Raw genomic sequence first — 14,683 nt, 5'->3', positions numbered from 1 at the left:
AAAAATTCCTACCTTTGTAGCAATTCAAACAATTTGCATCCTATGGAAATCGCCCGCCCGCAACTGCTTCCGGAACCCGAAAAACCCTCCGATCCCGTCCGGATGACCTGTGATGAAGAGATTGCCGACGCTTCGTTCCGCGGCGCGGACTTCGCATCGCTCGACCGCGAGCACCTCTCGGTGCAGGGATGTCTCTTTGCGGGATGTATTTTCGCCGGAAGCGTACTTGCCCATTCGCAGTTTTCGGATGTCGTTTTCCGCAACTGCGACTTCTCGAATGCCGACCTGCAGGGGAGCAGTTTCCACCGCGTGGAGTTTTCCGACTGCAAACTCTCGGGAACGAACCTCGCCGAAACCACGCTCAATCACCTGTCGTTCGGGCGCTGTAAAGGCGAGTTTGCTAATTTCGCCTTTGCGCGGCTGCGTGCGGTGCGTTTTGCGGGCTGTCCGATGCACAGCGCCTCTTTCGGCGACTGCCGTTTCGAGCGTGTCGAATTCACCGAATGCGACCTGACACTGGCCGAATTCTTCGGAACGCGCCTGCGGAGGCTTTCTTTTGCCGATTCGGATATTCGCGGCATCCGGGTCCGGGAACTCGAATCGTTTGAGTTGAAAGGTTTAAAAATCAATTCATTGCAAGCCGTCGAACTGGCGCGTCTGCTGGGCGTGGAGATCGAAGGGGAGTAAGTTTTTCAAAAAATTTACATATTTTATAAAAAATCTTAATAAAATATTTGGAAGTTTGCTTTCTGCGTAGTACTTTTGCTTCGTCTTAAATGATAAAGATTTTTAAGAATTAATTAAAATTATTTAGTATGAAAGCAAAGATTAACGAGTGGTTCCGTACCGCCCTGATCATGTTGGGAGAGAGCATTAAATTGCGCGAGATGTAAAATCTCCCTTTTACACTGAAAGAAACCAAAACTTCGATAAACGAACAGCCCGGCTTGCAAAAGCCGGGCTGTTTTGTCGTTACGGGGATTCCGACACCTATCTGAGGTCGATTTTCTTGAGGATCGCCTTCGGTACGGCGTTCTTGTTCACGAGTACGGTCATCGACTTGTAGGCGACGAACGGGCGCGAGAAATACCAGTATCCGTCGTAAGGCGGACGTACATCCCACGAGTTTTTGACCTTGTAGTAAGGAGTGCCGTTCTGGTCGACGGCTGTGCCCACGATCTGCATGCCGTGGTCGTCGGTGGTTTCGTAGTTGTCGTAACCCTCCTGGCGAAGCTCCTGTGTGATGGTGCGCTCCTTGCCGGGCTTGTCGAACTTGTAGAGGGCGTCTTCCTTCTCCTTTTGGGTGAGTTTGCCCCATTTCTCGGCCTCGGTTCCCTCCATGCCTTCGATGTCGGCCTCGGGAATAATGCCCAGCCCTTTGGTACGGCTGAAGCCTTTTTCGCTTACGTCCGTTCCCCAGGCGATGGTGTAACCCTTCTCCAGCGAGTTGTCGATGATCTCCATAAACTCGTCGAGGGGCACGTTCCACACCTTGTCCCAGTTCCAGTTGTCGGGAACCTCCATGGCGAATTCCGTGTAGAAGGGGTGGTGGGTGAACGATGCGAATTCGACGTAGTCCCCGAGGTCGATCGGGAGCGATGCGGCGAACGATGCGGGGGTGTACTCCTTGCCTTTGTAGGTGAACTTCTCGGGCATCGCGCCGAAGTAGGCGTCGAGGATGCCGTTCAGTCCGGCCTGCCAGGCCGTCGTGAGCTTACCGCCGTCCTTGCGCTTCTCGGCGGCGGTGATCACCGCGTCGGCATAGGCCTTGATCACGGCGTCGATCTCGTCGAAATTGGGTTTGTCGTAGCCGTAGTTCAGTCCCGGGTAAATCTCCGTCGGGACGATGCCATAAGCCTCGATGCCGTGCAGTACGTCGTGGGCCTGTCCGCCGACGGCGAGGTTCAGGCTGCCGTGCAGCCGGACGTATTTCACCGCCTTCTCGAAATAGATATTGCGCACGATCCACATCACCGAAAGGTCCAGTTCGGGACCTCCGGCGCGCAGGATTTCGCTTTCGAGGAACGAGAGGGTCGAATAGCACCAGCAGGTTCCGCTGCGGCTCTGATCCTTTACCGGGGTGACGGGCAGGATCTTGACATCGGTGAACCGGTAGCCTTCGGCTTCGGCCGGGGCCGGTTTCTGCGCCGCAACCCCGAGTACGGAGCAAAGCGCGAGTGCTGCGAGAATCAGTTTTTTCATCTATCGTTCGGTTTTTTGAGTTTTTCCTTCTTGCGGAGGCTTCTCTGGTTCCGCTCCGGCGGATTCCGGCCGCCCCGGCTTGCCTATTTCTTCGATCCTGCGACGATCTTCAGGCATTCGTCGAGGCTGAGCTCTTCGGGTTTCGCTCCCTTCGGCAGGCGGTAGTTCTTGCCTTTGTAAGCGATGTAGGGGCCGTAGCGGCCGTTTTTGACCAGCATGTCGGCGTCCTCCGGGAAGCTCTTGAGGGGCGTGTTGGCCGCTGCGGCAGCCGTCTGGTGTGCGCGGACGATCTCTACGGCGCGGTCGTAGCCGATCGTGTAGGGATCGTCGGTCTTGGCCAGCGATGCGAATGATTTTCCGTAGCGCACATAAGGGCCGTATTTGCCGATGCCGACGGTCAGTTCCTCGCCGTCGAGTTGTCCCAGGTCACGGGGCAGGGCGAAGAGTTCCAGCGCCTCTTCGAGCGTGATCGACTCGATGAGCTGGCCCTTCTTCAGCGACGCAAAGCGACCCTTCTCGCCTTCGTTTCCTTCGATCTCGACCATCGGGCCGTAGCGGCCGATGCGGGCCTTTACGATGTGACCCGTCTTGGGGTCGTTGCCCAGGATGCGGACCTCGCGTGTCTTGGCGGTCTGTGTGGTGATGGCCGAGTCGACCATCTTGTGGAAAGGTCCGTAGAACTCGTCGATCATCTTGTCCCAGGTGATGTCTCCCTCGGCGATACGGTCGAATTCCTTCTCGACGTTGGCCGTGAAGTTGTAGTCGATGATCGGGCCGAACTGTTCCTCCAGGTAGTCGTTGACCACCATGCCGATGTCGGTCGGCGAGAGGCGGTTTTTCTCCTTGCCGTAGTTCTCCGAGAGGGTCTTCGAGGCGATCTTCTCGCCCGTGAGCGTCAGTTGTGCGTAGTTGCGTTTCTGTCCGTCCTTATTCTGCTTGACGACGTAGCCGCGGTTGATGATCGTGGTGATCGTCGGGGCGTAGGTCGAAGGGCGTCCGATGCCCAGTTCTTCGAGTCGTTTCACGAGCGAGGCCTCGTTGTAGCGGGCCGGAGCCGAGGTGAAACGCTCCGTGGCGGTGATCTGCGACGGGAGCACCCGGTCGCCGGCCGTCAGTTTCGGGAGCAGTCCTTCGCCGCTCTCGGCGGCCTGGTCGTCGTCCGTGGACTCGGAGTAGAGGCGCAGGAAACCGTCGAAACGGACGACTTCGCCCTGTGCGACGAACTGGTGCGAGGAACCCGACATGTCGATGGTGATGGTCGTGCGGTCCAGTTCGGCGCAGACCATCTGCGAAGCGACGGTGCGTTTCCAGATCAGGTCGTAGAGTTTCTTCTCGGCGGGCGTACCCTCGATCGCATCGCGTTCGATATACGACGGACGAATGGCCTCGTGCGCTTCCTGGGCGCCTTTGGTCTTGGTCTTGTAATTGAACCAGCGGGAGTATTTCTCGCCGTAGAGTTTCGTGATCTCCTCCTTGCACTGGGCCAGCGCCTGCTGCGAGAGGTTCACCGAGTCGGTACGCATGTAGGTAATGAGACCTTGTTCGTAGAGGTGCTGTGCCACGGACATCGTCTGCGAAACGGACATGCCCAGTTTGCGGCCTGCCTCCTGCTGGAGCGTCGAGGTCGTGAACGGAGGCGCGGGGTAGCGCTGCGCGGGTTTTTCTTCGGCCTTGGCCACCGTAAACGTTGCACCGATACAGCTTTTCAGGAATGCTTCCGCCTGCGCTTCGGTTTCGAAACGCGACGAGAGCTCGGCTTTGAAGAGCGTTTTTTCGGGGTCTGCGGCGGCGTAGAATTGTGCTACGACGCGGAAATAGGCTGTCGAGCGGAAGGCGATGATCTCGCGTTCGCGTTCCACGATCAGGCGTACGGCTACCGACTGCACGCGGCCTGCCGACAACGACGGGCGAACCTTCTTCCACAGTACGGGCGACAGTTCGAAACCGACCAGTCGGTCGAGTATGCGGCGCGCCTGCTGGGCGTTCACCAGGTCCATGTTGACCGTGCGCGGTTTCTCGATAGCCTCGAGGATCGCCCGTTTGGTGATCTCGTGGAAGACGATGCGCTTGGTCTGGTCGACGGGGAGACCCAACACTTCGGTCAGGTGCCATGCGATGGCTTCTCCTTCGCGGTCTTCATCGGATGCGAGCCAGACGGTTTTCGATTTGGCCAGTTTGGTGAGTTCGTCGACCACTTTCTTCTTGTCGCTGGGAATTTCGTAGACCGGCTTGTAGCCTTCGCCGATATTGATGCCGAGGTCCTTCTTCGCAAGGTCGCGGATATGTCCGAAACTCGATTTTACGACGAAATCCTTGCCGAGGAACTTTTCAATGGTCTTGGCCTTGGCGGGGGACTCTACGATTACTAAATTTTCCTGCATTGCTGTTTTTGATGGCTTTTCAGAAATGCGAAAACCTAAGCATTACACTTAGGTTCCGCAAAAGGGTTTATCTGTTGTTTATTTAATCAGGTTGTACGCCATGGTAAACCGGATCGGAGCGTTGTTCGTTACGGTTGCCCCGGCCTCCGTCGACATGCCCTGCAACACGCCGAACGTCGTCGTGTAGAGGCTGTATGCTTCGGGGCCGATGTAAACCGAGAGGTTGGTGACTTTGCTCCAGTCGATATTTTCGACTACCCCGCCCGCATCGGCCTTGGCCTGCATGTAGCTGTTCCAGAGCTGCTGCATGTAACCCGTGATGTCCATTACGTAACAGCCGCGGCTGCGGTTGATCTTGCCGTAATAGGCGAGCTCCGTGCTGTAATTCTGCTCGTAGACGTAGGCGTAATCCGAAATTGGCGTCAGTTTCTTGTAATTGGTGTACATGCCCAGCCGGCTCGGGTAGGCGTTCATCTGGTCGGTCAGGCGCACGATGTTGTCGGCTTCCGCGATCTTCTCCCATTCGTAGTCGCTGTCTTCGAAATAGACGGACATGCGGACCTGGCTGAAGGCGAGGGTCTTGAAATCCTTGCCGTCCTTGTTGCCCTTGGTGATCTCCGCCTCCAGTTCCGCGAAGAACTCCGGGGTGAAGGTCATTTCGGTCACTACGCCGCCCATGCCTTCGACATAGAGACGGGGATTCTCAAGACGGGTCGTGGCTGTCTCCTTGGCCTGCTCGATATCGATCTTGTCCGCGATCGTGGCCTCGGTGTAGTCGCGCTTGACGTTGTTCACCGAAACATTGCCGAATCCAGCGCCGTCTTCGTAGAAGTAGTAGACCATGCCGATCGTATCCTTGATCAGCGAGGGGTCGTCCTTCACGCGGTTACGTCCGTAGACCGACAGGCCCGAATAGGTCAGGTCCGTGGCGAAGATCGTACCTTTGCCGTATTTCGTGAGCGGCTTGGCCGGGTCCGGGGCGATGTAGAGGCCCCGGAACTCCTCGACCCAGTATTTCAGGCTGTCGGCGCTGTAAATCGAATAGTCGCCTGCATATTTGCCCTCCTGGAGCATCAGGCGGCTGATATACTTTTTACCGGCCTCGGTGGGTTTCAGCGTTACGGCCGTCGTGGTCGAAGGATATTTACCCTCTCCGCCCAGCGAGAAGGTGAAGAGCGGCTCGTCCGGATTATAGACGCCTTCCGTTGCGGGATCGAAATTGAGGTAGAAGGTCGAGTCGCGCTCCGATTTGTTGGGCGCTATGGGTTTATCGGTGAGGTACTTGTTGCTGAGGACCTCATAGACGGCAAACGACTGCTCGGTCAGCGAGTCGCGGCCGAAGCTGGTCACCTTGAGCATGATCTGCGCCGAGTCGAAGATCGGCTTGTAGCCGAAATATCCCGAATCGACCAGGTAATAGTTGACCATCTGCGAGAGGAAGCCCATCGAGCGGCGGCCCAGCGTGTCGTTGAGCATCGAGCCGAAATAGCCGTAAGTGATGTTCGAACTGACGATCGAGTCAGTCTGGAACAGGCGCGTCTCGACGTATTTTTTCGGGTTTATTTCGTCGGCCCGGGGGAGCGTCACGAATCCCGCCTTCATCTGCTGATTGTCAGGGATGAGGTTTCCGCCCAGCGTATCATCCACCTTGGTACAGCCCTGCAGGATCAGTCCAATCGTGGCAGCCAGCGCTGCAACGGGGAGCAGCCTGCGGCGGAAGTTATTGAATTGCTTCATAAAAACGGTTGTAATTATCGAAAAAGTCCTCTGCCTCGGGCGACTGATATTCGAGCATCGGCTTTCCGCTTGCGCGGGCCATCTCCAATACCTTGGGGTCGACATCCGGGGATGCGGCCACAACACCGTCGGCATAATCCATAACGAAGCGGCAGAGGTTTTCGTATGACGGAGTGTCGAGAATCGCAAGATTTTTGTCCTTGACGCCCTCGCCGGCGATCTTGGAGGCGAATCCGGGGTCGAGTTCCCCGGTGAAACCGTCGCCGTAAAGCGATACCACGACCTTGACATCGCGGAAGATCGGGTCGTCGGCGAAAATCCGTTTCAGGTAGACGGGGATTACCGCTGTAAACCAGCCGTGACAGTGTACCACCGTCGGTGTCCAGCGGAGTTTTTTGACGGTTTCCAGTACGCCGCGGGCGAAGAAGATGGCCCGCTCGTCGTTGTCCGGGAAGTAGTTGCCCGCGTCGTCGGTCAGTACGGCCTTGCGCGAGAAATAGTCGTCGTTGTCGATGAAATAAATCTGTACGCGCGCTGAAGGGATCGACGCCACCTTGATGATCAGCTGGTGGTCGTTGTCGTCGATGATGAGGTTCATGCCCGACAGCCGGATAACCTCATGCAGTTGGTGCCTGCGCTCGTTGATGCAACCGTAACGGGGCATGAAAGTTCGGATTTCGTTGCCGTGTTCCTGCATCGCCTGCGTCAGTGCACGGCAAAGCCCGGAACCCTCCGTTTCCGGAAGATAAGGGGTGATCTCCTGACATACGTACAGTATCTTGCTTGCCATGTTTTGAGGGTTTATAGCACAAAGGTAGTGAAAAAAAATTAAAGAATGAGCATTGCGTCTCCGTAAGTACCGAAACGATACCCCTCTTCTTTGGCCACCTTGTACGCATTCATCACGGTTTCGTAACCGCCGAAAGCCGCTACCATCATTAATTGTGTGGAGTAGGGCAGGTGGAGGTTGGTCACCATGGCGTCGGCCACCGTGAACTCGTAGGGCGCGAAAATGAACTTGTTGGTCCAGCCCTCCATGGGTTTGATCATGCCGTTGGTCGATACGGCGGTCTCGATCGTGCGCATCACCGTCGTACCGATGGCCACGACCTTGCGTCCCTGCTGCTTGGCGGCATTGACCGACGCTGCGGCAGGATCTTCGACGAAGAACTGCTCGGAGTCCATCTTGTGCTTCGAGAGGTCCTCGACATCCACCGTGCGGAAGTTCCCCAACCCGACGTGCAGCGTCACGAACGTCTTGTCGATGCCTTTGATCTCCATGCGTTTCATCAGGTGCTTCGAGAAGTGCATGCCGGCCGTCGGGGCGGCTACGGCTCCCTCTTTCTCCGCGAAGATGGTCTGGTAGCGTTCGGCGTCTTCGGGCTCGACCTTTTCACGCACCCATTTCGGCAGGGGCGTTTCGCCCAGCGAGAAGAGCGTTTGCTTGAACTCTTCGTAAGAGCCGTCGAACAAAAAACGCAGCGTGCGGCCGCGCGAGGTGGTGTTGTCGATCACTTCGGCCACCAGCAGGTCGTCGTCGCCGAAGTAGAGTTTGTTCCCGATGCGGATTTTGCGCGCCGGGTCCACCAGCACGTCCCACAGCCGCAGTTCGCGGTTGAGTTCCCGCAGCAGGAAGATTTCGATTTCGGCTCCGGTCTTCTCCTTGTTGCCGTAGAGGCGTGCCGGGAAGACTTTCGTATCGTTGAAAATGAAAAGGTCTTTTTCGTCGAAATATTCGATGATGTCCTTGAAGATACGGTGCTCGATTGTGCCTTTGGCGCGGTTAATGACCATCAGACGCGATTCGTCGCGATTGTTGGCCGGGTATTTGGCCAGCATTTCGGGTGAAAAGTCATACCCGTACTGCGATAATTTCATAAATAGACGCTCTTTTTTACGTTGAATTTCATTCGACATTTTCTGTGCCGGACAATCGCCCGAAGCGCAGGTTTGTTGCCGCCTTGGCTTCACGGGATGGTTCCGAAAAACAAGACAGATTATTTTCTATACGCAAAAAAGGCTATTTTGTTTCAAGATTTTGCAGATTTTCAAGAAATTCGTCCAATTCATACGACTTTTCGAGCGTGAAGCCGCCGCTGCGCGTCCGACGCAGGGAGGCAAGATGTGCGCCGCTGTGGAGCGCCTGTCCGATTTCATGGGCCAGCGAGCGGATGTAAGTCCCTTTGCTGCAACGGATGCGGATGCGCACGCGGGGCAGGGCATACTCCAGTATTTCCATTTCGTAGATGGTGATCATCGCCTGGCGGACGGCGACCTCTTCCCCGGCGCGGGCCAGCTCGTAGGCGCGTGTGCCGTCGATCTTCTTGGCGGAGTAGACGGGCGGGGTTTGCAGCCGCTCCCCGGTGAGCGACTCAAGGGCCTCGGCGAGGGCTTCCCGCGTGATGTGCTCCCACGGATAGGTCTGGTCGATTTCGTGCTCCAGGTCGTAGCTCGGGGTCGTGGCGCCCAGCATTACGTCGGCTACATACTCCTTCTCTTCGGCCTGCAGCGAGTCGACGAGTTTCGTGGCGCGGCCGATGCAGACCAGCAGGATGCCCGTGGCCAGCGGATCGAGCGTTCCGGCGTGTCCGACCTTGATTTTGCGGTAGCCCAGCCTGCGGAGCGCAAATTTGATTTTGCGCACCACGTCGGTCGAGGTCCAGCGCAGGGGCTTGTCCAGTACGGCGATGTATCCGTCTTCGAAATTGATGCCGCGGAGGTCCAGCGTTTCTTTCATCAGCAGAAATAGCTTATAATCGACACCAGTCCGGCGACGGTGCAGTAAATTGCGAACCAGATGAGCTTGCCGCGTTTCACGATTTCGATCATGAACTTGCAGGCGAGGCATCCCGTGACGAATGCGGCGATGAATCCGGCGACGAGCGGAGCCGCAGCTACGCCGGCGGTCAAATCGCCGCTCATGGCTTCGAGCAGCGTTTCGCCCAGGATCGGCGCTAACACCATCAGGAACGAGAATTGTGCCACGGCGGCTTTCTTGTTGCCCAGCAGCAGGCCCGTCGCGATGGTCGAACCCGACCGCGAGAGTCCCGGCATGGCGGCGCACGCCTGTGCCAGTCCGATGATCAGGGCGTCGCGGTAGGAGATCGTCTCCTTCTGCCGCGGTTTGGCGTAGTAGGCGAAGGTCAGCAGTGCCGCTGTCAGCAGCAGCATGGCGCCTACGACCACAAGGATATAGGGAGCGTTAAGCAGGTCGTTGATCCGGTCTTTCAGCAGGAATCCGACGAACCCGATGGGAATCATCGAGAGGACGAGTTTCAGCACGTAGGCCTGCTCTTCGTTGAACCGGCGCGAGAAGAGTCCTTTCAGGAGCCGCCAGACTTCGCTCCACAGCACGACGACCGTGCTCAGCACCGTGGCGGCGTGGAGTGCCACGTCGAACGTGAGGTTCTCTTCGAGCTGTACGCCCAGCACCTCTTTGGCGATCTGCAGGTGGCCGCTGCTCGAAACGGGCAGGAATTCGGTAATACCCTGCACGATACCGAGCAGGATAGCTTGTAGTGTATCCATTTATTCAGAGAGGGTGTAAATTTTCGGGTGTTCTGTTTTCGGGGCCTGCGCACCGGCCCGGGTATCCCGGAACCGGCGGGAATTACTTGTAGCGTTTCATGATTGCGTAAATCTCGATGACGAAACCGCCGATCACGAGGATCGGAGCCAGCGTGATGCGCCGCCACGAGAACATCGCATAGTTGAATTCGTCGGGCGAGTCGCTCCCTCCGCCGGCCATCAGGATGAAGCCCAGGAGGATAACTGCGAACCCGATCGCCAGCAGGATGTAGTTGCGGCGCGTAAGGGGCATGCGCGGGTCTTCCTGCAGGGGGGCCTGTGCTTTTTTCTGTTCGTTTTTCATTTAATAAAGATATATCTTGTTCGACTTCATATTGACGAATTTGTTGAGGGCCGCGATGGTGAAGAGCCCCGAGATGATGATGCCGCCCGCAATCATCGAGCCGAGAATGATGGCGATTTTGCCGGCCTCGGCAATGGTCATCAGTTCGGGAACAGCTTCGTTCAGCCCGTAAACCGCCAGGCAGAAGAGTGCCGATGCGGCCGTGCCGGCCAGGATTCCCTGGGTGACGCTGCTTCCCAGGAAGGGTTTCATGATGAACCACTTGGTAGCCCCCACCAGCTTCATCGTGTTGATAAGGTATCTTTTGGAAAAGATTGCCAGCCGGATGGTGTTGCTCAGCAGGATCAGCGAGATGACCAGCAGCGCGCCGCCGAACAGCAGCAGCACGAGGCGGATTTTATTCACCGTGGCGTGCAGCCGTTCGGCCATCAGCGCCGGATACGATACGCGGTCGACGCCCTCGATGCGCCCGACGGCGGCGATGAACGAGTCGAGCAGCTCCTTGTCGGCCGATGCCGACGTGAGCGTAAGCTCGAACGAATCCAGTAGCGGGTTCTCCTGCAGGACCTCTTCGAACGAACTGCCGAACATCTTGCGGAACTCCTGGTCGTCGACCTTCTCCTCCTTGGCCGAGTAGGCGATCGTCGCGACCATCTCTTCGCCCGTCAGGCGTTTGTTGATGGCCTCCTTCTGCGTGTCCGAAAGCCCGTTTTTCAGTTCCACGGTGACGGCGATGCTTTCCTGCAGCGTGTCCGCGACCTTCAGTGCCGCGACCATCAGATAACCCACCGATCCCAGCAGGAACAGCACGAGCGTGATGCTCACTGTCGATACGATATAGGAGTTGCGTACCTTTCGTTTTAAACGCTTGTCGTCTTTCATAACTTTACGCTTTTTTCTTGCGGAAACAATATACCAGTGCGGCAATCGCGCCCAGCAGGATCGCGAGCGATGCGGCGAGCGTCACGCCTTCGACGGTTGTCCAGCCCGGGGCGCGGAACCGCCATTCGACGGTGTGCGTTCCGGCGGGGAGCGTCATCGCCCGCAGGATGTAGTCGGCCCGGAAGTAGGGCGTCTCTTCGCCGTCGACATAGGCTGTCCAGCCGTGGTCGTAGAAAATCTCCGAGAAGACCGCCGCCGATTTTTCCGGTGCGGTGTATTCATATTTAAGGTAGTTCGGGCGATATTCCGTGAGTGCGATCGTGCGGGTGGAATCGGCGCCGGGAGCCGCCTGGGCAATTCCGGCAGTCAGCGTCTCGTCTTTGGCGGCGATTACCGCCGTGGTTTTGGTGTCGATGGTTTCCAGCGCATCGATTTCGGCCTGTGCCGTCGGGACGTATACGAGGCTGTCCACGAACCACGCCGCCCCGTTGGCTGTCGTACGGATGCGCGGTTCGGGCTGTCCCTCCTTGCCCTGAACGATCAGGTAGCGTGTGTTGAGCATGTCCAGCACGCCGTCGTCGACCCGGGAGAGGTAGCGGTCGATCAGGTCCTGGTAGCGGGCCAGTTTCGCACCGTGGTAACCGCCTACGGAACGGTGGAAATAGGAGGTCGTAGCGTCGTTGAAGGGGCTGACCGTGAGGTTCAGCACCCGGTAACCCGGGTCCGTGTCCTGCATGATCGCCTTGTCGGCCGCCGAGGCCGTCACCCGGTTGCGCTGCGTCGAAACGAAATTGTCCGACGAAAGGAACCGCAGGTCGACCGGCACGAGGTCCAGCAGCATCACGGCCCCGAGCAGGCCCGTCAGCATGTATTTGTTGATCTTTCGCAGGGCGAACAGCGCCACACCGCCTGCCGCCAGCAGGATCATCAGCAGCGAACGCCATGCGTCGGCCTGCATCATCGCCGCACGGTCGGCGGCCATAGCGTCGGCTGTCGCTTCCGCCCATTCCACGTCCATCCCGCGGTCGATGTACGACTGCATGTTGTTGCTCTCGAAGATGTGGCGGAACGTATCGGTCATCTCGGCGGCGCTCTGCGCACGCCCGAAGTCGAAGAACAGGCCTCCGGCGACGGCGAACAGCAGGCAGAGGCCCCCGGTGATTCCCGCGGACCACGCCAGTCCGCGCAGCAGCCGCTCGCGGGGGATTTCGCCTTTCCAGAGCCGCATCAGGGCGAACGCCCCCAGCAGCGGCACGGCCCATTGCACGACGACGAGCGTCATCGACACGGTGCGGAACTTGTTGTAACCGGGCAGGTATTTGAACGCAAATTCCGTGAATCCCATCAGGTTGCGGCCCCAGGCCAGCAGGATCATCAGCACGCATGCGGCGATGATCCACCATTTGTTGCGGCCCCGGGCCAGCGCGATGCCCAGCGCGGCGAGGAATATGGCGGCGGCTCCGAGGTAGGTCGGGCCGCCCGTGTAAGGCTGCGTGCCCCAGTATACGCCCAGTTGCTGCGCCGCGCCGCGCAGCCCGTAGTCGTTCAGTACGGCTGCGGTCTGTCCGTCGGCCGGGAAGGTCGTGCCCGATTCGCGGCCCATGAAGTCGGGAATCAGCAGGTTGAAGGTCTCGGCTTTGCCGTAGCTCCACGCCGTGGCATAGTCGAGGGCAAGGCCGCTCGTCGAGGTTTCGGCCGTCGCGGCCAGCTCCGAACCGCCGCGGATGGTCTCCTTCGAATGTTTGGCCGTGTACCACAGGGGCGAGAAGTTCGATCCTACGGCCAGGATGCCCGCCGCAGCCAGGGCTGCCGTACGCAGGGCGAAATTCTTCATCCGTTTTTCCCGGAAGGAGGCGATGCCTTCGCTGACCCAGAATGCGGCCATCGCCACGAGGAAATAGTAGGTGATCTGTGGGTGGTTGGCGCCGATTTCGAGCGACGCCGTGAGCGCCGTGAGTGCTGCGCCGCACCAGACGTTGCCCCGCAGGGTCATCCATGCGCCGCCCATCATCAGCGGGGCGTAAACCAGCGCCCACATCTTCGTGACGTGCCCCGCGCCGATGATCAGCAGGAAGTAGGTCGAAAGTCCGTAGGCCAGCGACGCGACAATGCCCACCCACGGGTTGACCCCGAAAATCAGCAGCATGAGCCACATGGCCGTCATGGCGAAAAACAGGAATCCGGCGGGCGTGTCGATGATTTTCACCACTTTGCCCACGGTGTTTTTCACCAACTGGGCCGGGTAGGCAACGTTGATCAGGTAGGCCGGCATTCCGCCGAACATGCCGCCCGTCCATTGCGGGTCCTCGCCCGTCGCGGCGCGCATGTCGCTGATGTCCTTGGCCATACCTTCGTATTGGATGACATCGTGCTGGGGCAGCACCTCGCCCCGGAACTGCGGGGCGAAATAGGCGGCGCTCACTACGAAGAAGATTGCGAGGGCTGCCGCGGCCGGCAGCAGTTTTGATCCTATAGTGTTCGAAAAATCCATTTCAGCGTATCTTAACCGATTGCCAAAGGTACGAAAAAACATTGACAGTCCGTGTCTTCATTGCGAAAAATGACTATCTTTGCGGATATGATTACACTCGATGACATCCGCAAACCCGTGACTGCGGAACTGGAGGCCTTCGACGAATTCGTAGACCGCCAGTTTACGGCCGAGGGGGAGCTGCTCTCCGATATGCTGCGTTACGCCCTTTCGGCGCGCGGCAAAGGCATCCGTCCCATGCTTGTCATGCTTTCGGCGGCGATGAACGCCCCGGTCAAAGGGGCCGCTACGGGCCGCAGGGCCTGTCTCGCGGCCATGCTGGTCGAAATGGTCCACGTTGCGTCGCTGATCCATGACGACGTGATCGACGAGGCCGACATGCGCCGCGGGAAACCGTCGGCCAACGCCCGCTGGCAGTCGCACAAAGCCGTAATCCTGGGCGATTATATCCTTGCCAAAAATATGAATATCGGTTTGCAGAGCGGACAGTTCGACCTGGTGACGCACGTCTGCGGGTCGATGGCCGCACTGTGCGAAGGCGAGGTCCTGCAGGACGAATGCGCCGCCAACAGCACGATGACCCGCCAGGCCTACCTCGACATTATTTATAAGAAGACTGCGAGCCTGCTGGGCGTCAGCGCGTCGGCCGGAGCCCTGGCCGTGAGCGCCACGCGCGACAAGGTGGCCACGATGCGCCGCTTCGGCGAAGCCGTGGGCATGGCTTTCCAGATCCAGGACGACATTCTCGACTACACCCCGACGGCCCACACCGGAAAACCCGCCAACAACGACCTGCGCGAAGGGAAAATCACCCTGCCGCTGCTTTCCGTGCTTGACCGCGCCTCGGAATCCCGCCGCAAGGAGCTGCTCGAACGGCTGGCCCGCTGCCACGAGAACGACGAGGATGTAGAATACCTGCGCTCCACGGTCGAGAACGAAGGCGGCCTTGCGTTCGCCGCCGAGGTGATGCAGGGCTACATCGCCCGCGCCGTGGAGATGCTCGCCGACTATCCGGATTCCGAATACCGCTCGGCGCTGGTCAACCTCTGCGCCTATATCGCCGAACGGGACCGATAACCCCTCCCTGAAAACTTATTAACCTAAACATTGATAAATTTT

At 58.3% G+C, this 14,683-nt stretch carries 12 protein-coding genes; 2 read left to right on the top strand and 10 right to left on the bottom strand.

Going from position 1 to position 14,683, the window contains the following annotated elements; all coding sequences use genetic code 11:
* The first annotated feature begins 42 nt into the window (after nucleotides 1-42).
* The gene (locus tag KG007_RS04070; RefSeq protein WP_213347447.1) at nucleotides 43-687 is read left to right on the top strand and encodes a pentapeptide repeat-containing protein; all 645 of its coding nucleotides are present in this window, start codon (nucleotides 43-45) and stop codon (nucleotides 685-687) included.
* A gap of 303 nt (nucleotides 688-990) precedes the next feature.
* Here the strand turns inward: KG007_RS04070 and KG007_RS04065 are convergent, their stop codons facing one another.
* The 10 genes from KG007_RS04065 to KG007_RS04020 form a co-directional block, all read right to left on the bottom strand.
* Nucleotides 991-2,202 (bottom strand): C1 family peptidase, encoded by a 1,212-nt coding sequence (locus KG007_RS04065; RefSeq protein WP_213347446.1) that lies wholly within the window; start codon nucleotides 2,200-2,202, stop codon nucleotides 991-993.
* Nucleotides 2,203-2,285: 83 nt separating this feature from the next.
* A complete protein-coding gene (topA, locus tag KG007_RS04060) occupies nucleotides 2,286-4,583 on the bottom strand; it encodes a type I DNA topoisomerase (protein WP_195459739.1) in 2,298 nt (765 codons plus the stop codon).
* A 78-nt stretch (nucleotides 4,584-4,661) separates the two neighbouring features.
* Nucleotides 4,662-6,320 (bottom strand): DUF4270 domain-containing protein, encoded by a 1,659-nt coding sequence (locus KG007_RS04055; protein WP_213347445.1) that lies wholly within the window; start codon nucleotides 6,318-6,320, stop codon nucleotides 4,662-4,664.
* The gene (locus KG007_RS04050) at nucleotides 6,304-7,110 is read right to left on the bottom strand and encodes a glycogen/starch synthase (RefSeq protein ID WP_195459743.1); all 807 of its coding nucleotides are present in this window, start codon (nucleotides 7,108-7,110) and stop codon (nucleotides 6,304-6,306) included. The genes KG007_RS04055 and KG007_RS04050 overlap by 17 nt, the downstream gene beginning before the upstream one ends.
* A 38-nt stretch (nucleotides 7,111-7,148) precedes the next feature.
* Nucleotides 7,149-8,198: a tRNA preQ1(34) S-adenosylmethionine ribosyltransferase-isomerase QueA gene (gene queA / locus KG007_RS04045; protein WP_195459746.1), complete on the bottom strand. Its 1,050-nt coding sequence runs from the start codon at nucleotides 8,196-8,198 to the stop codon at nucleotides 7,149-7,151.
* Between the two features lie 142 nt (nucleotides 8,199-8,340).
* On the bottom strand, nucleotides 8,341-9,057 hold the full coding sequence (gene truB / locus KG007_RS04040; protein ID WP_195459748.1) for a tRNA pseudouridine(55) synthase TruB: 717 nt from the start codon (nucleotides 9,055-9,057) through the stop codon (nucleotides 8,341-8,343).
* Complete coding sequence (locus KG007_RS04035) at nucleotides 9,057-9,848, bottom strand: undecaprenyl-diphosphate phosphatase (RefSeq protein WP_213347444.1); 792 nt, start codon at nucleotides 9,846-9,848, stop codon at nucleotides 9,057-9,059. Before KG007_RS04035 ends, truB begins: the two co-directional genes overlap by 1 nt.
* 82 nt (nucleotides 9,849-9,930) lie before the next feature.
* Nucleotides 9,931-10,191, bottom strand: a complete 261-nt coding sequence (locus KG007_RS04030; protein ID WP_195459754.1) for a DUF3098 domain-containing protein — start codon at nucleotides 10,189-10,191, stop codon at nucleotides 9,931-9,933.
* The gene (locus KG007_RS04025) at nucleotides 10,192-11,073 is read right to left on the bottom strand and encodes a cell division protein FtsX (RefSeq protein WP_195459755.1); all 882 of its coding nucleotides are present in this window, start codon (nucleotides 11,071-11,073) and stop codon (nucleotides 10,192-10,194) included.
* Nucleotides 11,074-11,077: 4 nt separating this feature from the next.
* Entirely contained in the window at nucleotides 11,078-13,564 is a 2,487-nt protein-coding gene (locus KG007_RS04020; protein WP_213347443.1) for a YfhO family protein, read from the bottom strand.
* Nucleotides 13,565-13,651: 87 nt separating this feature from the next.
* Here KG007_RS04020 and KG007_RS04015 point away from each other — a divergent pair, with 87 nt between their 5' ends.
* Entirely contained in the window at nucleotides 13,652-14,641 is a 990-nt protein-coding gene (locus KG007_RS04015) for a polyprenyl synthetase family protein (RefSeq protein ID WP_213347442.1), read from the top strand.
* Nucleotides 14,642-14,683: the final 42 nt, after the last annotated feature.

It is taken from the genome of Alistipes montrealensis, assembly GCF_018362775.1.
GTDB lineage: Bacteria > Bacteroidota > Bacteroidia > Bacteroidales > Rikenellaceae > Alistipes > Alistipes montrealensis.
The sequence above is the reverse complement of the archived record's forward strand: the minus strand, read 5'-3'. Positions and strand labels throughout refer to the sequence as shown.